Here is a 21,782-nt window from a genome sequence, read left to right as displayed (position 1 = left end):
AGGAGTGCAGACATGTCCAGCGTAAAAAAGATTTACCTTGCCGTAGCGGGTGGGCTTGTTGCCACGGGGCTCGTCCTGGCTGCTATCGGATTTGTAGCCTCCGGCTTTAACCTCGCTGTGTTCAACACACAGATCGACCTGCGCGATGACACCATCATTCTGGGTGGTGTTGAAATAGACGACCCGGCAGGGCTTCCACTCATCGAGCAGCTTGCCGAGGTTGGCGAGATCCATATTGGATCTGCAACGACTGGTTCGTCTTCTCCTCGCAAATGATCGAGCTCGTAGCAGCCATCCCCCTTCGGGCACACCACGACGGGCGTGAGCACGCCGCGCTCGGGGCCTTTTGACCTAGTCATTGGGGACGTTCTTAGACGACTAGTCATTCAAGAACGTCCCCAACGACTACCCCAACGCCGCAGGCAGAGGACGGACAGCGGCACCAGAGCGAATAAATTGGCATGAAAAGAGGACGGCATAGACCTTCTGGTCATGCCGTCCTCTTTGAATGATAAGTTGTCGTTCTGGTGCCCGCGCAGCGTCGACTGGTCCGCCGTTCGGTAGAACGGCGGAACCTCCTAGCCGCCCAGATATGCCTTGCGGACGTTATCGTCGTGCAGGAGTTCTTGGCCCGTGCCGGTCATGGTGATCTTGCCGGTCTCGAGCACGTAGCCGCGCGTAGCAATCGAAAGCGCCATCTGCGCGTTCTGCTCGACCAGGAGCACCGTAGTACCGGCCTTGTGCAGGTCCTCGACGATCTGGAAGATCTGCTCAATCAGAATCGGCGCCAGGCCCATGGAAGGCTCGTCGAGCATGAGCAGCTTGGGGTTGCTCATAAGGGCACGACCCATAACGAGCATCTGCTGCTCGCCGCCCGAAAGGGTGCCAGCGACCTGGCGACGGCGCTCCTTAAGGCGCGGGAACTGCTCGTAGACGCGCTCGAGGCCCGGAGCCACCGTAGACTTGGGCTGTGTATAGGCGCCCATCTCCAGGTTCTCCTCGACCGTCATTTGCAAAAAGGCGCGACGGCCCTCGGGCACCTGGGCCAAGCCCTTGCCCACCAGCTTGTCGGCGGGCGTATGGGTAATGTCCTCGCCCATAAACTTGATGGAGCCGGTCTTGGAACGCAGCAGGCCCGAGACGGTTTTAAGCGTCGTGGACTTACCGGCGCCGTTGGCACCGATCAAGGCAACGATCTCACCCTCGTTGACGTTAAAGGAGATGTCCTTGATGGCGTGGATGGCGCCGTACCAGACGTTGATGTTGTAGACGGAAAGCATCGGCTCTGCCATTTAGTTCTCCCCCTTATCCTGCTTGCCCAGATACGCCTCGATAACGGCGTCGTTGTTCTGGATCTCCTCGGCCGTGCCCTTGGCGATGACCTTACCAAAGTTGAGCACGCAGATGCCCTCGCAGATGTTCATGACGAGCGACATGTCATGCTCGATAAGCATGATGGCAATGCCAAAGGTGTCGCGAATCTTGACGATGTTCTCCATGAGCTCCGCGGTCTCGGACGGGTTCATACCGGCGGCAGGCTCGTCGAGCAGTAGCAGCTTGGGGTTAGTGGCAAGCGCGCGGACGATCTCCAGACGACGCTGGGCGCCATAAGGCAGCGAGCCAGCCTGCTCGTTTGCCAGGTGCTCCATATCAAAGATGGACAGCAACTCCATGGCGCGCTCGTGGGCGGCCTTCTCGTGCTTCCAGTACGTCGGCAGGCGTAGCACGCCCTCAAAACCGGAGTAGCGCTCCTGGTTGTGCAGACCGACCTTAACGTTGTCCTCCACCGTCATGGTGTTGAACAGGCGAATGTTCTGGAAGGTACGGGCAATACCCATGCGGTTGACCTGATAGACCGACTTGCCCGAGGTGTCCTCACCGTCGAGCAGGATGGTACCGTGCGTGGGCTGATACACCTTGGTGAGCAGGTTGAAGACCGTGGTCTTGCCGGCACCGTTGGGGCCGATCAGACCGGCGATCTCGGTCTTGCCGATAGTCAGGCTAAAGTCATCGACTGCCTTAAGGCCACCGAACTCAATACCCAGGTGGATGCACTCGAGCGCCGGGCGCTCGCCCAGGTCGCGGTCGGGAACGATGGCGCCAGAAGGATACGGAACCATCTTGCCCTTGTTGAACTCAAATTTACTGGGCATCAGCTGCCACCTCCTTCTTGGAAGCAAAGCGATCCTTGACGCGACCGAAGAAAGCCTTGAGCTGCGGGTTGTTGGTAAAGATCATGACCAGGATCAGCACGATGGCGTAGATGAGCATGCGGTAGTCCGAGAACTGACGGAGCAGCTCGGGAAGCACCGTGAGCAACGCCGCCGCGATGACGGAGCCGCGCATATTGCCCAGACCACCCAGGACCACGAACACCAGGATGAGGATGGACGTGTTGAAGTCGAACTTGGTGGCGGAGAGCTGCGAGAAGTTGCCGCCGAAGAGAGCTCCGGCAGCACCGGCGAGGGCCGCGGAAACCACGAAGGCGATCATGCGGTACTCGGTGACGGAGATGCCTACGGACTCGGCTGCAATCTTGTTATCGCGCACGGCCATAATGGCACGGCCGGTACGGCTGCGAACCAGGTTAAGCACGATCACGAGTGCGACCATGACCAAGATGGCACCGGCAAGGAAGGTCGAGTACGTCGACACGCCCGAGGCGCCCTGGGCCCCCTTGATGATGGCGGTGCCGTCCTCGAGCAGGTGCAGGTCGTCGATCGTGGAGTTACCCGTGATGTTAAAGATCACATGCAGGCCACGGGAGTCGACGCCCACAATGAGGCAGGTGACGATCTCTTTGATAATCTCGCCAAAGGCCAAGGTCACGATGGCCAGGTAGTCGCCGCTCAGGCGCAGGACCGGGATACCAATCAGGAAGCCCAGAATGGCAGCGGCGATAGCGCCGACCACAATGCTGATGACAAGACGCATCGGGTCGGAGGGAACGGCGCTCTCGAGGGCGACCGCGGTAACGATGCCCGTATAGGCACCGACGCTCATAAAGCCCGCGTGGCCCAGCGACAAGTCGCCCGCGATGCCGACGACAAGGTTAAGGGAAATGGCCATGACGATATAGGCCGTGATGGGAACCAGCTGACCGGCGATCATGCGCGGAATCATGTGGTTAGACTGCATAAAGAACACAATGGCGAACGCCACAAGGCACATGGCGTACGTGACAAAATCGTGACGCGTCTGCTTGTCTTTAAGAAACTTCATAGCGCTCACCTACACCTTCTCGGGGACGTACTTGCCCAAGAGGCCGGCAGGCTTGACGAGCAGGACGATGATCAAAACACCAAAGACGATGGAGTTGGCAAGGCTCGTGGAAATGTAAGCCTGCGCCATCGCCTCGATGATGCCGATGAGAATGCCGCCGACAAAGGCGCCGGGGATGGAGCCGATGCCACCGAAGACGGCGGCGTCGAAGGCCTTGATGCCAGGCATGGCGCCCGTCGTAGGCTGCAGCACCGGCGAGTAGGAGCACAGGAGCACACCGGCGATGGCGGCAAGGGCGGAGCCGATGGCGAACGTCATCGAGATGGTGCGGTTGACGTTGATGCCCATGAGCTGAGCGGCGGCCTTGTCCTCGGACACGGCGCGCATGGCCTTGCCCATCTTGGTCTTACCTGTAAAGAACATCAAGCCGGCCATGATAACCAAGCAGGCGACGATGGTAACGAGCGAGACGGCGCTTACGTTGAACTTGGCCAAGAACTCCGGCACCTGGAAGGTGACGAGCGAAGTGAAGTTCTTGGGCGTGGCGCCCCACAGAAGCTGTGCGGCATTCTGCAGGAAGTAGGACACACCGATAGCCGTAATCAGAACGGCCAGCGGACCCGCCTGGCGCAGCGGCTTGTATGCCAGGCCCTCGATGAGAACACCGAGAACCGTGCAGACCACACAAGAGAGAACTACAGATGCCCAGCCCGGGAGGCCGAGATACGACGTGGCGCAGAACGAGACATAGGCACCGACCATGATGACATCGCCGTGAGCGAAGTTGAGCATCTTGGCGATACCGTAGACCATGGTGTAGCCCAACGCGATGATGGCGTAGACACTGCCCATGGACAGGCCGTTGACCAGGTATTGGATAAAGACCGTCATGTTCCACATCCCCCTTTCGAATAGGTTTCCAGTTGATGTATGAAACAGGGACGTTACATCGTCCCTAGATACCAAGCAAGCAGGGAAGGCCAAAACCTCCCCTGCTTGGGATCAAAACCGCTCTATGTAAGGCGGCCTATTAGGCCTGTACGTACTTGCCGTCGGTGATGACGTACGCCGTGGGCTCCTTCTGGACCTGGCCCTTATCGTTCCAGGTGAGCTTGCCGGTCAGACCGTCAACGGTAATCTTGAGCATAGCCTTGGACAGCTTCTCGGCGACCTCGGTCGGGTCGGCGTCGGCACCAAGACCGGCCTCCTTGACGGCCTCGGCCACCGCGTGCACGCCGTCGTAGGCGTCGGCGGCAAACTGGTCGGGAGTATCGCCGTACTTATCCTTGTAGGCGTTGACGAAGTCGGCGTTCTTCTCGTCGTCGGCGGAGAACGGGGTCATGAGCAGCAGACCCTCGGCAAGAGAGGTGTCGAAGCCCTCAACGCCCAAGATGCCGTCCATGCCGTCGCAGCCCATCATCTTGACGTCGTAGCCCATGTCCTTGGCGTTCTTGAGCAGGACGGACGCCGGCGTGTAGTAGATCGGCGCAAAGATCATGGTGGCGCCGGCCTGCTTGGCTTTGGTCAGCTGGTTGGTAAAGCTCGTGGCGGAGTCGTCCTTAAAGGTCTCCTCGTCGACAATCTCGAGCTTGGACTCAGCGGCCTGGGCCTTAAAGGAATCTGCGATGCCCGAAGAATAGGCGTCGCCGGAGTTATAGAACAGCACGAACTTCTCGTCCGCATACTTCTGCGCCAGGAACTTGGCAGCGTTGACACCCTGGTTGGGGTCGGTGAAGCAAACCTGGAAGACGCAATCCTTGCCGTCGGTGACGTCCTCGGAGGACGCGGACGGGGTGATCATGAACGTCTTGGGGTCGTTACCGCACTCTGCGGCAACGGCAACCGACGCACCCGTGGTGGTCGGGCCGACGAGGGCCTGCATGCCCCAGTCGAGCAGGGTGTTGAAGGCGTTGACGGCCTTCTCGCCATCGGCCTGGTCATCTTCGGCCTTGCTGGCAAGCGGCAGCTCCTTGGTCGAGAAATCCTTGCAGCCAAGCTCGACGCCCTGGGTAACGGACTTGCCGTAGGACGCGTTGGCGCCGGTCAGCGGTCCGATGGTGCCGATCTTAAAGGAACCGTCGGCCGACGCGGAACCGCTGTCGCCGCCGTTGGAGGAGCAGCCAGCTAGAATGGACATCGCCCCTAGACCTGCTGCGCTCGCGATAACGCTCCTGCGATTCATAACAGGGTTCAATGACTTACCGGTGAGGCTCGACATGCGGCTCTCCTCTCAAATCTCGTCGGGTTTCGGTTACCCGACAGGCCATCCTTCGCCGTGTTCGGCGTTCGCAAAATAGTAGACGCTTTAGTTGAGAAAAGTGGCGATTATTTCAACTTTTCTTTTGTTTTGTCCATTTATCCATCTTTGTGCGTATTCCTATCGATTTATGCAGTTTAGCCACTTTATTATGTGAAAGTAATGTTTCTGTTCTGTTACAAGCGCCCTTGCCCTGAATATAACGACCCCACCGGTCTCGTTATATGCACTTAGGCGGAGATGTACTTGCCGTCCTGAATCACATAGGCCGTAGCGGGCTTTTCGACCTGGCCCTCGTCGTTCCACGTGAGCTCGCCCGTCAGGCCCTCGATCTTGATCTTGCGCATAGCCTTGGTGAGCTGATTGGTAAAGCACGTGGCGGAATCGTCCTTAAAGGTCTCGGTATCGACGATGTCGAGCTTGGATGCCTTGGCCTGCCCGGCAAAGGCATCGGCAACGCCCGAGCCATACGTATCGCCGGAGTTGTAGAACAGGGCGGTCTTGGCATCCGCGTACTTCTCGGCCAAATACTTAGCGGCGCTCGTGCCCATGGTGGGGTCGGTAAAGCAAACCTTATGGTGCAAACGTTGACAGTTTGTTACGGAGTTCCGTTTGTAGCGAGCATGTTTCCAATGTTTCCGCAGCGTTTCGGGGGTGCCGTTTTGTGCGACTCCTGTTGCCTGGCGAGCACGCGCCCTCGGTTCACGCTAGAATGCACTCAACATTACTTGACCAATCAATCTATAAGATGCACGAAGGAGCTATCTATGAGCGAACCCCTGCGCACCGTGAACGTCGGCCTCATCGGTCTGGGAACCGTCGGCGGCGGCGTGGCCCGTCTGATTAAGAGCCACCACGATGAGTACCTGGCCGCCTACGGCATCGACCTTAAGCTAACCCGCGCCTGCGCGCTTGCCTGGGAGCAGGCCGAGGCAGCCGGTATTGAGCGTGAGGCCTTTACGAGTGACTGGCACGACGTCGTCACCGACCCCGCCGTCGACATCGTCGTCGAGCTGATCGGCGGCGAGCACCCCGCGACCGAGATCTTCACCACCGCCTTCGAGAACGGCAAGCACGTCGTCTCTGCCAACAAGGCCCTGTTGGGCCGTCATGTCGAGACGCTCGCCGAGAAGGCACGCGCGTGCGGCGTGCAGATTAAGTGCGAGGCCAGCTGCGGCGGTGGCATCCCCATTGTCAGCACGCTCGAGCACGACCTGGTGGGCAACAAGATCCTGACCATCGCAGGCATTCTCAACGGTACCACCAACTATATCCTGTCGCGCATGGACGCCGAGGGCGCCGATTACGCCGACGTGCTCGCCGACGCGCAGGCCAAGGGCTATGCCGAGGCCGACCCGTCCGCCGACGTCGACGGCTTCGATGCCGCCAGCAAGACGGCAATCCTCGCCTCCATCGGTTTTGGCACCCGCGTTACCACCGACGATGTGTACCAGCAGGGTATCCGTACCATCGGCGCCGAGGACATCGCCCAGGCCCGCGAGCTCGGCTACACCATTAAGCTGCTCGGCATCGCCCGCAACACCGACGCCGGCGTCGACGTCCGCGTGCATCCCACGCTGATCCCCGCCGACCACATGCTTGCCAAGGTCAACGGCGCCATGAACGCTGTCTACGTGGTAGGCGACGCCGTAGGCGAGACCATGTTCTACGGTGCCGGCGCAGGCTCCTTCCCCACCGCGAGCGCCGTCGTGGGCGATATCTTGTCGCTCTCCGAGCAGATTAGCCGCGGCGTGGCTCCGCTGCCCGAGATTGAGCCCTATGGCCACAACCTCGCCTTTAAGCCCATGGACGAGCTCCAGACCAAGTACTATGTGCGCCTGAAGGTCGCCGACCGCGTGGGTGCCCTGTCCGAGACGGTCGACATCTTTGCCAAGCACAACATCTCGATTTCGCTCATCAACCAGGTCGAGGACGGCAAGTCGGGCGTCAGCGATGCCTGCTCGGTCATCTTCCTGACGCACCGCGCACTCGAGAAGGACGTCCAGGCTGCCGCCGCGGAGCTTGCCAGCGTCGACTGCGTGGCCGAGGTCGCCAACGTCCTGCGCATCGAGGACGTCGGGGCCTGGACCGAAGGCGTCATGGCCAACTAGTTCGGTTTACACCCCACAACGCATTTGCTCGAAGGGCTCCCGTCTGGTCTTGGACGGGAGCCCTTTTATTTGCACGCTCGGGGCGCATTGACGCGATCCGCGTTTGAACAATTTGACCGTTCGGTGTGAACCAGGGATACCGCTCACCGATAAGCAGACATGTTTGCTTTTGTCCGCCGCTATCCTGTGCTGCGTACGTCCACCCCCGAAGAATGGAGGCACCATGTTGCTCGAGGGCAAGAAAGCAATCATCACCGGAGGCACGCGCGGTATCGGCTATGCCATCGCCTGCCGCTTTATCGAGGAGGGTGCCACCGTCACCGTCTTTGGCTCGCGTCAGGAGACCGCCGATGCGGCCGTTGAGAAGCTGACAGCCGTCTATCCCGACGCCAAGGTCTGGGGTCGCTCCTGCGACCTCACCTCACTCGAAGCCGTGACCGAGGCCTTTACCCAGGCTGCAGCCGATATGGGCGGTCTCGATACGGTCGTCAACAATGCCGGAATCTCCCAGCGCTCACCCCTTTTGAACTACACGGCCGAGGAGTTCGCCAAAGTCATGGACCTCAACGTCGTCGCTGTCTTTAACGGTCACCAGGCGGCCGCCAAGATTATGACCGAGGCCGGTCACGGCGGCACCATCACTACCACGAGCTCGATGGTCGCCAAGTACGGCCAGCCCTCCGGCGTCGGTTACCCCACGTCCAAGTTTGCCGTCAACGGCATGGTCCAGTCGCTCTCGCGCGAGCTCGCCCCCATGGGCATCCGCGTCAACGCCGTTGCCCCTGGCGTGACTAAGACCGACATGGTCGCCAACCTGCCCGAAGAGGTTATTAAGCCCATCATCGCCACTATTCCGCTCGGCCGCATGGGCGAGCCCGAGGACGTCGCCAACGCCTTTGTTTTCCTAGCGAGCGACATGTCATCCTATGTCACGGGCGCCGTGCTCCCCGTCGACGGAGCCGCCCGCTCCTAAAGGTCGCAAGCCACGACTTCGAACCTCAACGAGGCCCAACGCAAAAGGCGCGCTGTCTGCATCAACCGCAGGCAGCGCGCCTTCTATTATTTGGACGGAACCCGTATCCCGGTATTCCTTACTACTTACCGTCGTCGTCCTGGGCTTCATCGCGCGCATAGAGCTCCAGCATGCGGCGGCGGTATTCGTGTACGGCGAGCTTGGCGCGCTCAAGGCGGCGGCGCTCACGCGGAGTCAGCTCGGACGGGTCAACCTCATCACCATAGGTCTTATCGGCAAGAAGACGCGCCGCGTCCACGATGCGGGCATCGATGTGGCCGCTCGCCGCCTCGGCGGAAAGACGCTCGGCAATCGTATCGAGCGTAGGCAGGCCCTCGAATACGCGACCATGACCATGCGAGGTCAGTAGCTCGTGCTCGCGTGCGAGCAGGCTCGCCAAATCATGATGGGCACGCAGGATGTCGAGCGCATCGGATGGATGCTCGGCGACTTCTGCCACGGCGGCGACCGGCGCGGCGTCGACCACGCGGTAGAAGAGCTGCGCGAGCAATGGCATCAAGAACACCGTGATGGCACCGGCGGCAACCATGACCGACGCAATATCTTGCGACAGCGCGCCCGCGTTGACGGCCACGCTCGTTACGGCAACGATGATCGGCAGCGCCGTGGTGCAGTAGAGCGCCACGGTAATGCGGCCATACGCCGACACATCGCGCGTCACGGGACAAATGCTCATAGAGATGAGAATGGGCACGGCACGAATGATCAGCAGCGCCAAGATAAAGCCCACGAGCAGCCCGGGGCGCGACACCACGGCCGTCAGGTCGATCTTAGCGCCCGACACGGTAAAGAACACCGGGATCAAAAAGCCGTAGGCCAGGCCGTCGAGCTTGGTCTCAAGCGTATGGTTGCCCTCGGGGATGATATAGCGCAGGACAAAGCCGGCGGCAAAAGCGCCCAATACGATATCGAGGCTAAAGATGGCCGAGAACGCCACGAGCGTGACCAAAATAAGCACTGTCAGGCGTACGAACGTCTGCGACGTGGTATCGGCGCGCTCCTCGACAAACGCAAAGAAGCGGCTGCCGACGCGTTTGGAGCGGCTGGGGACCACGGCAAGCAGCACGCACACGGCGGCAAATAAGCCCAAGATCAGCAGCGTCTCGATGCCCGTACGGGCAGACAGCAGTACCGACATGGCGAGCACGGGGCCGAGCTCGCCCCACGTACCATAGGCAAGAATCGAATCACCGACGCGCGTTCCGGCAAGCAACCGCTCGCGCAAGATGGGCATGAGCGCCCCAAGCGCCGTCGAGGTCAAGGTGAGCGTCACGGCGATACCGTCGAAATGGCTGACCGAGAACCACGGGGTAAAGCGCACGGCAAGCCAGGCGATACAAAATGTGACAGCCCACGTGGCCATACCGTAGCGGCCTTCGACGCCCGTGATGTTCTTGGGATCGATCTCAAAGCCGGCAAGCAGGAACAAAAATGCCAGACCGAGCTCTGACACGAGCGAGACCTCGGCATCTACATGGATGACGCCGAGCATATGGGGTCCCAGCACCGCGCCGAACACGAGCAAAAAGACCGTTTCGGGAACGGGCTTTCCGGGAATCGCCGAGGCGATGAAGGGGCTTGCAAAGGCCACGAGCGCGATGATGGCGAGTGAAACGAATGCCATGTGATGCCTTTCTCTTGTTTGCGCATCACTGTAGCACCCTCGCCGTCCTCAACGCGCCGCGAGCTGTCGTATCATAGTGAGGTTTACAAACATGTGGCTCAAGGCGACCGCAGGGCAGACCCCGCAAACCGACCGCTGCCGCATACCGTACCGTACGCCCAACCGATCAGGAAGGCAGGAACCAATGGTCTCTCGTATCTACGTGGAGAAGAAACCCGGGTTCGACGTCGAGGCTCAGCAGCTCAAGGGCGAGCTGACCGAGATTCTCGGCATCAAGGGCATCGAGGCCCTGAGGATCATCAACCGCTACGACGTCGAGGGCATCGACGAGGAGCTTTTCCGCTCCTGCGTGCCGACCGTCTTTAGCGAGCCCCAGGTCGATGTGACCTACGACGAGCTCCCCGCAAGCGATGGCGCCGTCTTTGCCGTCGAATTCCTGCCTGGCCAGTTTGACCAGCGCGCCGACTCCGCCAGCGAGTGCGTGCAGCTCATCAGCCAGGGCGAGCGCCCCGCCGTGCGCTCCGCCAAGGTCTATATGATCTCGGGCGCTCTGGACGAAGCCGCCATCGAGGCCATCAAGCACTACGTGGTGAACCCCGTCGAGGCGCGCATCGCCTCGCTCGACTTGCCCGAGACGCTGTACATGGAGACCCCCGAGCCCCAGCCCGTCGAAGTGCTCGACGGCTTCCGCGAGCTCGATGAGGCCGGCCTTGCCGCCTTCATCGCCGATCGCGGTCTTGCTATGGACGAGGCGGACATCGCCTTCTGCCAGCAGTACTTCCGCGATGAGGACCGCGACCCCACCATCACCGAGATCCGCGTGATCGACACCTACTGGTCCGACCACTGCCGCCACACCACCTTCGGCACCGTCCTAGATGACGTGACGATCGACGACGCCGTGGTGCAGCAGGCCTTCGACCGCTACATGGAGATGCGCCATGAGCTCGGTCGCGACGCCAAGCCCGTCTGCCTCATGGACATGGGCACCATCGGCGCCAAGTACCTTAAGAAGACCGGCGTCATGACCGATGTCGACGAGTCCGAGGAGATCAACGCCTGCACTGTCAAGGTGAAGGTCGATGTCGACGGCGAGGACCAGGACTGGTTGTTCCTGTTTAAGAACGAGACCCACAACCACCCGACCGAGATCGAGCCCTTCGGCGGTGCCGCCACCTGCGTGGGCGGCGCCATCCGCGACCCGCTCTCGGGCCGCAGCTACGTGTACCAGGCCATGCGCGTCACCGGCGCCGGAGACCCCACCGTCCCCGTGTCCAAGACGCTCGAGGGCAAGCTGCCGCAGCGCAAGCTCGTAACCACCGCTGCCGCCGGCTACTCCAGCTACGGCAACCAGATCGGCCTTGCCACCGGCCAGGTCAACGAGCTCTATCACCCCGGCTACGTGGCCAAGCGCATGGAAGTCGGCGCCGTTGTGGGCGCTACCCCGGCAAACCACGTGCGCCGCGAGTGCCCCGCCCCCACCGACAAGATCATCCTGCTGGGCGGCCGCACCGGCCGTGACGGCATCGGTGGTGCCACCGGCTCCTCCAAGACCCAGAACACCGAGTCAATCGAGACCTCGGGTGCCGAAGTCCAGAAGGGCAACGCCCCGGTCGAGCGCAAGCTGCAGCGTCTGTTCCGCCGCGGCGATGCCTGCCGTCTGATCAAGCGCTGCAACGACTTTGGCGCCGGCGGCGTCTCGGTCGCCGTGGGCGAGCTTGCCGATGGCCTGTATGTCGACCTTGATACCGTGACCAAGAAGTACGACGGCTTGGACGGCACCGAGCTCGCTATCTCTGAGTCCCAGGAGCGCATGGCCTGCGCCGTCGCCGACGGTGACGTCGAGGAGTTCATGGGCTACGCCGCCGAGGAGAACCTGGAGGCAACCGTCATCGCCGAGGTTACCGCCGAGCCGCGCATGCGCATGGCATGGAATGGCGTCGCCATCGTCGATCTGTCCCGCGAGTTCCTCAACTCCAACGGTGCGCCCAAGCACCAGGTCGCCCACGTCTGCGCCCGCAGCGTGTGGCAGCCCAGCTGGGCCGGCACCACGCTTGCCGAGCGCATGACCTCGCTCGTCACCGATCTTAACGTCGCCTCCAACAAGGGCCTTTCCGAGCGCTTCGACTCCACCATCGGCGCCGCGACCGTGCTCATGCCCTTTGGCGGCAAGACGCAGCTCACCCCGAGCTCTGCCATGGTCGCCAAGTTCCCCGTGGACGGTGAGACCACCACGGCGAGCGCTATGGCATGGGGCTTTAACCCCTATCTGATGGAGGCCGACCAGTTTGCGGGCGCCTACCTGTCCGTGGTCGAGTCCATCGCCAAGCTCGTGGCCGCAGGCTTTGAGCACAAGCGCGCCTACCTCTCCTTCCAGGAGTACTTCGAGCGTCTGCGCACCGAGGCCGAGCGCTGGGGCAAGCCCATGGCAGCCGTCTTGGGCGCCCTTATGGCCCAGGTCGACCTGGGTGCCGGCGCCATCGGCGGTAAGGATTCCATGAGTGGCTCGTTTGAGGACGAGGCCGGCGAGCTCAACGTTCCGCCGACCCTCATCAGCTTCGCCGTGGCCGTGGGCAAGGCGGCCCGCGCTGTCTCCCCCGAGTTCAAGGGCCTCACGCACCGCGTCGTCCGCATCGCCCCCGCCACCTATGGCCAGGACTACCGCCCCGACGCCCAGCAGCTGCTCGCCGCATTTGACGCCGTCGAGGCGCTCACCGCCGCCGGCGACGCCCTGGCCGTCTCCACGCCCGGCTACGGCTGCGGCGCCGAGAGCCTCTTTAAGATGTGCGTCGGCAACCAGATCGGTATCGAGCTTGCCGAAGATGTGGACGTGGAGAGCCTCTTCACCCCGCTCTACGGCAGCTTTATCGTCGAGCTCGCCGAGGATGCCGAGCTGCCCGAGGTCGCCGACGGCGTTGTCGTCGAGCCCCTGGGCACCACCGTCGAGGGCTATGTCATCGATACCGGCTCCGAGGTCATCGAGCTCTCCGAGCTCCAGGAGGCCTGGGAGAGCGGCATCGAGGGCGTCTTTGCCTACCGCAGCGCCGGCGAGACTGCCAAGGTCGAGACCATCGACTTCCGTGCCAAGGATATCCACGTGTACAGCGGCGCCAAGATCGCCCGCCCGCGCGTGGTAATCCCCGTGTTCCCCGGCAACAACTGCGAGTACGATAGCGCCCGCGCTTTCCGCGCCGCCGGCGCCGAGGCCGACACCTTCGTGATCAACAACCTCACGCCCGAGGCCGTCGCCGAAAGCACCCACGAGCTTGCCCGCCGCATCCGTGCAAGCCAGATCGTCATGATCCCCGGCGGCTTCTCGGGCGGCGACGAGCCCGATGGCTCCGCCAAGTTCATCACGGCGTTCTTCCGCGCTCCCGAGGTCACCGAGGCAGTCCGCGACCTGCTCAAGGCCCGCGACGGCCTGATGCTGGGCATCTGCAACGGCTTCCAGGCCCTGATCAAGCTCGGTCTGGTGCCCTACGGCGACATCGTCGACGCCACGCCCGATGCGCCCACGCTGACGTTCAACACCATCGGTCGCCATCAGAGCCGTCTGGTGCGCACCCGCATCTCGTCCAACCTGTCCCCGTGGCTATCGCAGTGCAGCCTGGACGACCCCTACACCGTCGCCATCAGCCACGGCGAGGGCCGCTTTGTCGCCAGCGACGAGGTGCTCGCCCAGCTCATCGCCAACGGCCAGGTCGCCACGCAGTACGTGGGCGAGGACGGCAAGCCCAGCATGGACCTTTCCGTCAACCCCAACGGCTCCGCACTCGCCATTGAGGGCATCACGAGCCCCGACGGCCGCGTCCTGGGCAAGATGGGCCATGCCGAGCGTCGTGGCGACAACCTGTACCGCAACGTGCCCGAGCATGTCCCCAGCGATAAGTTCATGCCGATCTTTGAGAGCGGCGTGGCCTACTTCGCTTAATGCGTCCCATCGGGTACAATCCCCTCGGGTAACAACACCCGCCACCGGCACACCCGGTGGCGGGTTCTTTTTTGCTTCGCGCATACAGGAAGGACATCATGGAAAGCCGCAAGCCGTATCTCGCCACCCTACCCGGGCTCATCCTGGGCTGCCTCGTCTGCTGTGCGCTCTGGGGGTCGGCTTTCCCCTGCATCAAGATCGGTTACGGGCTCTTTGGCATCCCCGCGCACGATAGCGCCTCACAGCTGCTCTTTGCGGGCTTGCGCTTCACGCTTGCCGGCGCCCTGGTTATCGTTGGGATGAGTGCGGCCCAACGCCGCCCCCTCATTCCGCAGGCTCGTGACATCAAGCCCATCTTTGTCTTGTCACTCTTCCAGACTATCGGGCAGTACTTCTTTTTCTACCTAGGACTCTCGCGCGCCAGCGCCATGTCGAGTTCCATCATCGAGGCCAGCGCCAACTTCCTCGCAATTCTCTTTGCCGCCTTGGCATTTCACACCGAGAGGCTCAATACGCCCAAGGTGCTTGGCTGTGTGCTGGGCTTTGCAGGCGTCGCGCTCGTCAACCTTTCGGGCGCGGATGGCACCTTTGGCTTTACGCTCGACGGCGAGGGATTTATCTTGGCTTCCACTGTTGCGGGCGCCCTGTCGACCTGCCTCATTGGCATCTTCTCGCGCGAGCATGACGGCGTCTTGCTCGCCGGCTGGCAGTTTTTAGTCGGTGGCGTGGTCCTTACCGCAATCGGGTTTTTGATGGGCGGCACGTTTTCCCCCACCAAAATCGCCCCCGCCATCGCGCTCATCATTTATATGGCGCTCATTTCCGCCGTCGCGTACTCGCTGTGGTCCCGCCTGCTCGCCGTCAACCCCGTCAGCCGCGTTTCGGTCTTTGGCTTTATGAACCCGGTCTTTGGCGTGCTGTTGAGCGCACTGCTGCTCGGCGAGGGCGCTGGCACGAGCCCCGTTACCGTACTTGTTGCCCTGCTGTTGGTCTGCGGCGGCATCATCATCGTCAACAAACCCAAAAAAGCCTAGCGAACCGCCCTTATTTAGTAGAGGAGATTCACATGCTTTAGCTTAATGGAGTACATCGGTGAGCTGAGGGCCGCAACGCACGCCAGCGTTCGCCCTTTTTTTCTAGCGTATCTGGACGCCGGCTTTCTTCTTCTCGCGCTTTACGCGGTAAAGCTCCGCGTCGGCAGCGCGAAGCAAGTCTTGCCAGGTATCGACGCCATCACCAACCCGTGCGTAGCCGATGGACATCCGCAACAGATACGGGACCTCGGCGCGCGCGAGCTCGTCGCTGATTGCCGCGCACAGACACATGATGTCCTGCTCCGCCGTCGCCTTTTGAAGCACCACAAACTCATCGCCGCCATAACGTGCGATAAAGCCACCAGACGCCGAGCAGACCTCTTTGAGCGTAGCAGATATGACCTGGAGGGCATGATCGCCCTCAACATGTCCATACCGGTCGTTAATCTGCTTAAAGCCGTCAGCGTCCATCATAAGCAGATATACATCTTCGGCCTGATCCACATTTGAAAAGAGCGACAGCATATAGGTCTCAAAACGGTTGCGATTGTTGAGGCCAGTCAACGGGTCGGTCGAGATCAGCTGCTCCTGGTAGATGATGTAGAGCAGCAGGATGCTCAGCGTTATACCGACACAAAGGCCCGGTACCGAAAACAAAACCTGGAAGGTACCGCCCACCAGAGCGGGAACCGCAAAAAAGGCGAGGGTGCGATAAATGGCCTTCTTTTGCAGACTTTCGACTTTTCGAGTCTGAATAAAGGCATGCAAAGACGTATATATGATGTAGCAGTAGCTAACGATAGGCTGAATCATATAAAGCGCTCCGCGACGATATACGCCCTGTGCATCGATATAGAACATAGTGTGCGTCCAGTAGCTGGTAAATGCCAGCACGACCACCAATACGGTTGGCAACGTCACGAGCGCCACCCTATAGCGCGCGGTCAAAAGGCGTGAGCCCTGCACTGTCTCGGAATAGAAAAACCAAATGAGGCACGCGATGACGAACAGCGAAAACGAGACCGCGTTGGAAATCCAGTTGGCCGTGATGCCTACAGGAGTGCTCACGCCGTCCGAGAGCGTCCAGATCATATCGAAGAAAATGTAGGCTGCAGACGTGTAGCCCAGCATGCTAAACAGAAGCTGCTGGGTGCTCGAGAACAAGGAGCGGCGGCTTCGTGCGGCAAGCCCGATAAGAACAATCATGCATAGCAGGAATATCTCAATTTTGAGTGCCTTAACCACTAGACGCCATCCATTCAATATTCAAGTGGTCAGAATCGCCCGATTCTGGTCTGGGCAACAAACACCCCCTACCCGCAGGGGTAAGGGGAATCATAGCAGAGCGCCCGAACGTCACTGCAAAACAGTCATCGTTCGGGCGCTCAAACGGCGCGAATTGCACTCCGGCATCATTGATGGGTAGCGATTGCTATTCGCCATCGATGTCGGTCGCGACGGCCTCCTCGATGGCCTCGACACCGGCAGGCGACAGATCCTCCTTGCCCTGGCAAAACTTCTTGTCGACCCAGCCGGTCAGAATCGGGGCCATGATTGCCGTGATGATGACGGCGGTGGCGATCTGCGCATACGCGGTGGGCGCAAGCTCGGCGTAGCGCGGAGCGACCTCGGCGAGGGCGACCGGCGTGGTCATAGCCGTGCCGGCGATAGTGGAGCAGGCAACGGCCGCCTTGCCGTTACCACCGCACAGGCGCTCGAAGGCAAAGGTAATGGGACCGACGATAAAGAGCGTGATGAGGCCCAGCAGGATGCCCGAAATGCCGCCGGTGATAAAGCTCGAAAGACTCATGGACGCACCGAGCTGAAAACCGATAACGGCAATCGCAGGATTGGCGCCGGGAACCAGCAGGTTCTTGATGAACGGGAAGAGGTTGCCCAGAACCATACCGATGACAAGGGGCAGGATGGAGCCGACGATGGTGCCCAACGGGATGTTGGCAAGACCCGAAACGCCCAGGATGATCATGGTGACGGCGGGACCGGCCGTAAAAAACAGGATGCCCACGGCACCCTGCTCGGACTCGTCGCCGAACTCGCCCATGATGCCCGTGTAGAGCGCCATGTTGCAAAACGTAATGCCGCCGATGATGGAAACCGAGCTCAGGCCCAGAAGGTTGTCGTTAAAGAAATACGCAACGCCCAGACCCAGCGCAGCCGCCACCACAAGCTTAGGAATCAGCACGACGATGCCGGTCTTGATGGCGCCCGGCGTGGACTTAAAGCTGATGCCGGCACCCACAAACAGCAGGATCGCGGCAACGATGGTGTTGGAACCACCGCGGCAGGCGGCGGTAAAGAAGCCGCCGATCTCAAAGACCTGCGGGCAGAAGGTATTGAGCAAAAGGCCAACGATCATCGGGTAGATCATGATGTCACCCGGGATACGCGGGACTTTGAATTTCTTTTGCTCGTTGGCGGTCGCTTCCTGTGCCATGAAACCCCCATTTCCGCTGACGCAGAACAAAAGCCCACGTCATACTTTGCTACAGTAAAGTTTGACCATGGTACCAGAAGAAGCAGACCGGCTCGGTGAGAAATTCGATACGTGTGCCGGGACGCTAAACGTGCTCCGCTCTTATATGAAGCTCAAAACGATATAGAACACGATGCCCGAGACGCAGCACCACAACATCGACTTTGTCTTGATTGCCACCGCCACGACGCCGGCGGCCGCAATCCAGGGAATCAAGCCCTGCCACAAGCCGGCGTCGAAAGCGCCAGGGCTTATCAAATCGTTGGCGACCAGCGCCGCAAAGGCGGCAGGCGGAATATAACCCAAGGCCTCGGTAACGCGGGGCGACAGCGTTCTCCCGCGCAAGGCAAACGCCGGGGCAATGCGGAAAAACGCGATGGCCGCCCATGACGACAGCCATAGAACCAAAAACTCATTAACGGGCATCGCGAGCGCCCCTTCCCTCGGCGAGGACATCGCACGCGAGTGCCGTGACAACGCCGACGAGCACACTTGCCGGCACGGCGATATTCGTCCACCCCAAGAACTTGCATATGGCGACGGACACCGCAGCCAAACCGGCAGCTACGACATTGCCGCGCGACAGTCGCTGCGAAAAGAGTAGGCAGATAAAGAGCGATGTGCAGACAAAACCCGCAATAGCGGTGGGAACATCAACAACGGCGCCGACGATGGCGCCCGTCGTACACGAAACGCCCCATGTTGCGATGAGGATCACGTTGAGCACAAAGGACTCGAGCGGACCCCAATCCTCCCCTTTAACCAACTTGGCAAGCGAAATGCCGTATGCCTCCTCGGTAAGTGTCGCGGCAACAGCCAGCGTCTGACGCTTCGAAGCACCCCTCAAATGCGGTGCGATCGATGCCGAGTAAAGCGCAAAGCGCGAGGAGATTGCGGCCACACTTGCGACAATCGATGCCGCAGGCACACCTGCCAGCCACAGGTTGCAGACCATAAACTGCCCGCTGCCCGTCACGAACGTGCTGCTCAGGGCAAAAACCATCCAGGGTTCCATTCCCGTCTGCGCCATAATCATTCCGCACGGCGCGGCTATCGCAACATAGGTAAGCATCACCGGCCAGACGGTTTTAACGATTTTGAGCACCATAACGTTCCTCGTCCCGACAAGATTTCCGAGCCGCATTCAACGACGCGGCAGAACCATCGCCCGATGGCAACCGAGTTCACCTACAATTGCCACCGGATCGAAAGACACAGAAAGACACAACTTTTTAGGAAGTCATTATGACAGCTATCGATCGAACGCGGGCTGCCGCGGCCTTCAAGACCTACACCGATGCCTACGATGCCGCCAATCCGCGTATCGCGCTTAAAATCGAGCATACGTACCACGTTGCCGAGGCATGCGATGCCGTGGCGCGCGAACAGGGCTGGTCACCTCAGGACATTGACCTAGCGTGGCTTTGCGGCCTGCTGCACGATATGGGTCGCTTTGAACAGCTGCGACGCTGGGATACGTTTAAGGATGCCGAAAGCGTGAGCCATGCGGCGTTGGGCGTCGAGGTCCTCTTTGGCAAAACACCTGCAGATGCGCCCGCGGTAACAAGTATCCGCGACTTTATCGACGATCCGGTAGAAGACGAACTCATTCGAGCGAGCATTGCCTATCACAGCAATTTCCGTCTGCCCGCGCAGCTCGGCGAGCGCACGCGGCGCTTCTGCGATATCGTGCGCGATGGCGACAAGATCGACATCATGCGCACCATCGCCGACAGTACCGTCGACACCATCCTCAAAGTGAATGAGGACGCGTTTCTTGCCAGCCACTTCTCGGCACCGACGCTGGCCGCCTTTGACGAGCACCGCTGCGTCACGCGCGATGAGCGCAATGAGCCCGCGGACTACTTGGTGGGGCTTATCTGCTTTATGTTTGAGCTCGTCTATCCGGCAAGCCGCGCGCTGGCGCGCGGGCAGGGCGATATCTACCGCCTGCTCGACGCACCCTTTGGTATCACGCGCCCCTTCACCGATCCCGCCACGCAAGCGACCTGGGAGCGCCTAAAGGACGAGCTGCGCAGCTGGCTGGCAAGTGCCTAGCACTCAAGCTGGGCCAGCAGCTCCTCAACGACCTCGACGGCGTCGCCGACGACCTTGTACTGGGCGACGCCAAAGATGGGAGCATCCGGGTCCTCGTTGACGGCGATGATGCACTCCGCCCCACCGATGCCGGCAAGATGCTGGATGGCACCCGAGACACCAATGCTCACGAGGAGCTTGGGTGAAACCGACACGCCCGTCTGGCCAATCTGGTGGCGATACTCCAGCCAGCCCGCCTCCACGACGGGTCGCGTGCAGCCGAGCTCGGCACCCAGGGCTTCGGCGAGCTTTCGCATCAAGGGTAGGTTTTTCTTGGAGCCAATACCGCGACCCACAACAACTAGACGCTCGGCATCGGCAATCGAAGCCTGCTGGCCCCATTCCTCGGCGGGAATCGAAATCTCGACACGAGCCTTGGCGTCTTCCGCAAGTAATACCTGGGTAATCGTTCCGGAGCGGCTATAGTCAAAGTCGGGCGCCTTAAAGATGCCGGGGCGCACCGTTGCCATCTGGGGACGGTGGTTGGGGCAGATAATGGTGGCCATCAAGTTGCCGCCAAACGCCGGACGCGTCTGCTGCAGCAGGCCCGTCTCCGTATCCATCGAAAGCACGGTGCAGTCGGCCGTAAGGCCCGTCCGCAAGCGAACGGCCACACCTGGCGCCAGCTCACGGCCAAAGGCGGTCGCGCCGTACAGAATGGCCTCGGGCCTGCGCTCGGCCACCAAATCGCAAATCAAGCGAGCATAGACCTCCGCATCGTTTTGGCGCAGTCGCTCGTCGCGGCAAACCGCGACCTCGTCCGCACCGGCGCAAACCAGATGCTCCAGGTCCCCGAGCGAGCCCTCGGGGCCCATGCCGACCAGCGCCACCAGGCGACAGCCGCGTGCATCGGCAAGCTCGCGGCCCTTGCCCATGAGCTCGTAGGCCACCGGGGCCACGTCATCGTGCTCGTCGGTCTGAACGAATACCCAAATGTCTCGATACGCATCGAGGTCAACCGCGCCGGCGGCCTCGTCGCGCTCGATCGAAATGGCGTTGACGGGACAGGCGTCGACGCACCCGCCGCACAAGATGCAGCCGTCGGTCACATGGGCGCAGCGGTTGGGGCGCTCGCCCTCCACCACAATGCCACCCGAGGCACAGGCGCGAACGCAGCGGCCACAGCCAACGCATGCCTCGCTATCGATTATCAGTCCGCTCATCTATGCCATCCCCTCGATAATCTTGGCAAGCTTTGCCGCCTGTTCGACCGGCGTGCCCTCGATGGCCTCGCACGTTTGGTCACGGTCGGGCACAAACGAGCGCACGACCTGCGTCGGCGATCCGGTAAGGCCGCAGCGCAAAGGGTCGGCATGCACATCGGCAGCACAGACCACCCGCACATCCGCATCTTCGGCCGCGCGAATGCCGGCGATGCTCGGCATGCGCAGCTGGCCGATCTCCTTGGCGGTCGTCATCGCGCACGGCATCTCCAGATAGACCGTCTCCTCGCCGGCGTCACAGCCGTGGACAAGCGCCAGCGAGCCGCACGTCGTAAAGCCCGCGCTCTGTACGCAGCTCACATCGGTCACGCAGGGAATCTCGAAGGCGCCGGCCAGTTCGGGGCCAATCTGGGCAGTATCGCCATCCACCGCCATCTTGCCGCAGATGAGCAGGTCGAAGTGCTCGTCGAGCGCCTCGATGCCGCATTTGAGAGCATAGGTGGTCGCCAACGTGTCCGCACCCGCAAAAGCACGGTCGGTGAGCAGCAATGCATCGTCGGCGCCGCGGGCGATGCAGTCGCGCAGTAGCGATTCGGTTGCAGGGATACCCATCGATACCACCGTCACGCGCACATCCATGCCAAAGCCGATAAAGTCGTCCTTGAGCGCCAACGCACATTCGAGGGCACTTGCATCGAAGGGATTAATGACCGCCTGCTTGCCATCGCGCACGATGGTATTGGTTTTGGGGTCCATCTTGACCTCGGTGCTTCCCGGCACCGCCTTGACGCACACCACCATATGGAAATCACTCAT

19 protein-coding genes are annotated in these 21,782 nt (G+C 61.1%); 6 read left to right on the top strand and 13 right to left on the bottom strand.

Annotated features, from left to right (window positions below; all coding sequences use genetic code 11):
- Nucleotides 1–12 precede the first annotated feature (12 nt).
- Nucleotides 13–276, top strand: coding sequence for a hypothetical protein (locus tag OGM60_03140; protein ID UYI99803.1), 264 nt, complete (start codon nucleotides 13–15; stop codon nucleotides 274–276).
- Between the two features lie 302 nt (nucleotides 277–578).
- On the opposite strand, the gene OGM60_03135 is transcribed toward OGM60_03140, so the two are convergent.
- The 6 genes from OGM60_03135 to OGM60_03110 form a co-directional block, all read right to left on the bottom strand.
- Nucleotides 579–1,292: an ABC transporter ATP-binding protein gene (locus tag OGM60_03135; GenBank protein ID UYI99802.1), complete on the bottom strand. Its 714-nt coding sequence runs from the start codon at nucleotides 1,290–1,292 to the stop codon at nucleotides 579–581.
- A complete protein-coding gene (locus tag OGM60_03130) occupies nucleotides 1,293–2,153 on the bottom strand; it encodes an ABC transporter ATP-binding protein (protein ID UYI99801.1) in 861 nt (286 codons plus the stop codon).
- On the bottom strand, nucleotides 2,143–3,222 hold the full coding sequence (locus OGM60_03125) for a branched-chain amino acid ABC transporter permease (protein ID UYI99800.1): 1,080 nt from the start codon (nucleotides 3,220–3,222) through the stop codon (nucleotides 2,143–2,145). Before OGM60_03125 ends, OGM60_03130 begins: the two co-directional genes overlap by 11 nt.
- A gap of 9 nt (nucleotides 3,223–3,231) precedes the next feature.
- Nucleotides 3,232–4,113 (bottom strand): branched-chain amino acid ABC transporter permease, encoded by an 882-nt coding sequence (locus OGM60_03120; GenBank protein UYI99799.1) that lies wholly within the window; start codon nucleotides 4,111–4,113, stop codon nucleotides 3,232–3,234.
- 139 nt (nucleotides 4,114–4,252) lie between these two features.
- Nucleotides 4,253–5,440 (bottom strand): ABC transporter substrate-binding protein, encoded by a 1,188-nt coding sequence (locus OGM60_03115; GenBank protein ID UYI99798.1) that lies wholly within the window; start codon nucleotides 5,438–5,440, stop codon nucleotides 4,253–4,255.
- 269 nt (nucleotides 5,441–5,709) lie between these two features.
- Nucleotides 5,710–6,063, bottom strand: coding sequence for a hypothetical protein (locus OGM60_03110; protein ID UYI99797.1), 354 nt, complete (start codon nucleotides 6,061–6,063; stop codon nucleotides 5,710–5,712).
- 183 nt (nucleotides 6,064–6,246) lie between these two features.
- Between OGM60_03110 and OGM60_03105 the strand changes: the two genes are divergently transcribed.
- Together OGM60_03105 and OGM60_03100 are read left to right on the top strand one after the other, a co-directional pair.
- Entirely contained in the window at nucleotides 6,247–7,590 is a 1,344-nt protein-coding gene (locus tag OGM60_03105; GenBank protein UYI99796.1) for a homoserine dehydrogenase, read from the top strand.
- A gap of 223 nt (nucleotides 7,591–7,813) precedes the next feature.
- Entirely contained in the window at nucleotides 7,814–8,563 is a 750-nt protein-coding gene (locus OGM60_03100; protein ID UYI99795.1) for a glucose 1-dehydrogenase, read from the top strand.
- Nucleotides 8,564–8,684: 121 nt separating this feature from the next.
- Here OGM60_03100 and OGM60_03095 read toward each other — a convergent pair whose 3' ends face one another.
- A complete protein-coding gene (locus tag OGM60_03095; GenBank protein ID UYI99794.1) occupies nucleotides 8,685–10,247 on the bottom strand; it encodes a cation:proton antiporter in 1,563 nt (520 codons plus the stop codon).
- A gap of 184 nt (nucleotides 10,248–10,431) precedes the next feature.
- Here OGM60_03095 and OGM60_03090 point away from each other — a divergent pair, with 184 nt between their 5' ends.
- Both OGM60_03090 and OGM60_03085 read left to right on the top strand, forming a co-directional pair.
- Nucleotides 10,432–14,178, top strand: a complete 3,747-nt coding sequence (locus tag OGM60_03090; protein ID UYI99793.1) for a phosphoribosylformylglycinamidine synthase — start codon at nucleotides 10,432–10,434, stop codon at nucleotides 14,176–14,178.
- Between the two features lie 98 nt (nucleotides 14,179–14,276).
- Nucleotides 14,277–15,212, top strand: coding sequence for a DMT family transporter (locus OGM60_03085; protein ID UYI99792.1), 936 nt, complete (start codon nucleotides 14,277–14,279; stop codon nucleotides 15,210–15,212).
- 102 nt (nucleotides 15,213–15,314) lie between these two features.
- Here OGM60_03085 and OGM60_03080 read toward each other — a convergent pair whose 3' ends face one another.
- The 4 genes from OGM60_03080 to OGM60_03065 all read right to left on the bottom strand — a co-directional run bounded on the left by OGM60_03080 (nucleotide 15,315) and on the right by OGM60_03065 (nucleotide 18,814).
- On the bottom strand, nucleotides 15,315–16,418 hold the full coding sequence (locus OGM60_03080) for a GGDEF domain-containing protein (protein ID UYI99791.1): 1,104 nt from the start codon (nucleotides 16,416–16,418) through the stop codon (nucleotides 15,315–15,317).
- 226 nt (nucleotides 16,419–16,644) lie between these two features.
- Nucleotides 16,645–17,667, bottom strand: coding sequence for a 2-keto-3-deoxygluconate permease (locus tag OGM60_03075; protein UYI99790.1), 1,023 nt, complete (start codon nucleotides 17,665–17,667; stop codon nucleotides 16,645–16,647).
- Between the two features lie 141 nt (nucleotides 17,668–17,808).
- On the bottom strand, nucleotides 17,809–18,132 hold the full coding sequence (locus tag OGM60_03070) for an AzlD domain-containing protein (protein UYI99789.1): 324 nt from the start codon (nucleotides 18,130–18,132) through the stop codon (nucleotides 17,809–17,811).
- The gene (locus tag OGM60_03065; GenBank protein UYI99788.1) at nucleotides 18,122–18,814 is read right to left on the bottom strand and encodes an AzlC family ABC transporter permease; all 693 of its coding nucleotides are present in this window, start codon (nucleotides 18,812–18,814) and stop codon (nucleotides 18,122–18,124) included. Before OGM60_03065 ends, OGM60_03070 begins: the two co-directional genes overlap by 11 nt.
- 137 nt (nucleotides 18,815–18,951) lie before the next feature.
- Here OGM60_03065 and OGM60_03060 point away from each other — a divergent pair, with 137 nt between their 5' ends.
- Complete coding sequence (locus tag OGM60_03060; protein ID UYI99787.1) at nucleotides 18,952–19,764, top strand: HD domain-containing protein; 813 nt, start codon at nucleotides 18,952–18,954, stop codon at nucleotides 19,762–19,764.
- Here OGM60_03060 and OGM60_03055 read toward each other — a convergent pair.
- Both OGM60_03055 and OGM60_03050 read right to left on the bottom strand, forming a co-directional pair.
- A complete protein-coding gene (locus tag OGM60_03055; protein UYI99786.1) occupies nucleotides 19,761–20,966 on the bottom strand; it encodes an electron transfer flavoprotein subunit alpha in 1,206 nt (401 codons plus the stop codon). The two genes, OGM60_03060 and OGM60_03055, sit on opposite strands and share 4 nt — an antisense overlap.
- Nucleotides 20,967–21,782 carry an electron transfer flavoprotein subunit beta/FixA family protein gene (locus OGM60_03050; GenBank protein ID UYI99785.1) on the bottom strand — a complete coding sequence of 272 codons (816 nt, stop codon included), beginning with the start codon at nucleotides 21,780–21,782 and terminating at the stop codon, nucleotides 20,967–20,969.

The organism is Coriobacteriaceae bacterium, assembly GCA_025757745.1.
Classification (GTDB): domain Bacteria; phylum Actinomycetota; class Coriobacteriia; order Coriobacteriales; family Coriobacteriaceae; genus Collinsella.
The sequence above is the reverse complement of the archived record's forward strand: the minus strand, read 5'-3'. Positions and strand labels throughout refer to the sequence as shown.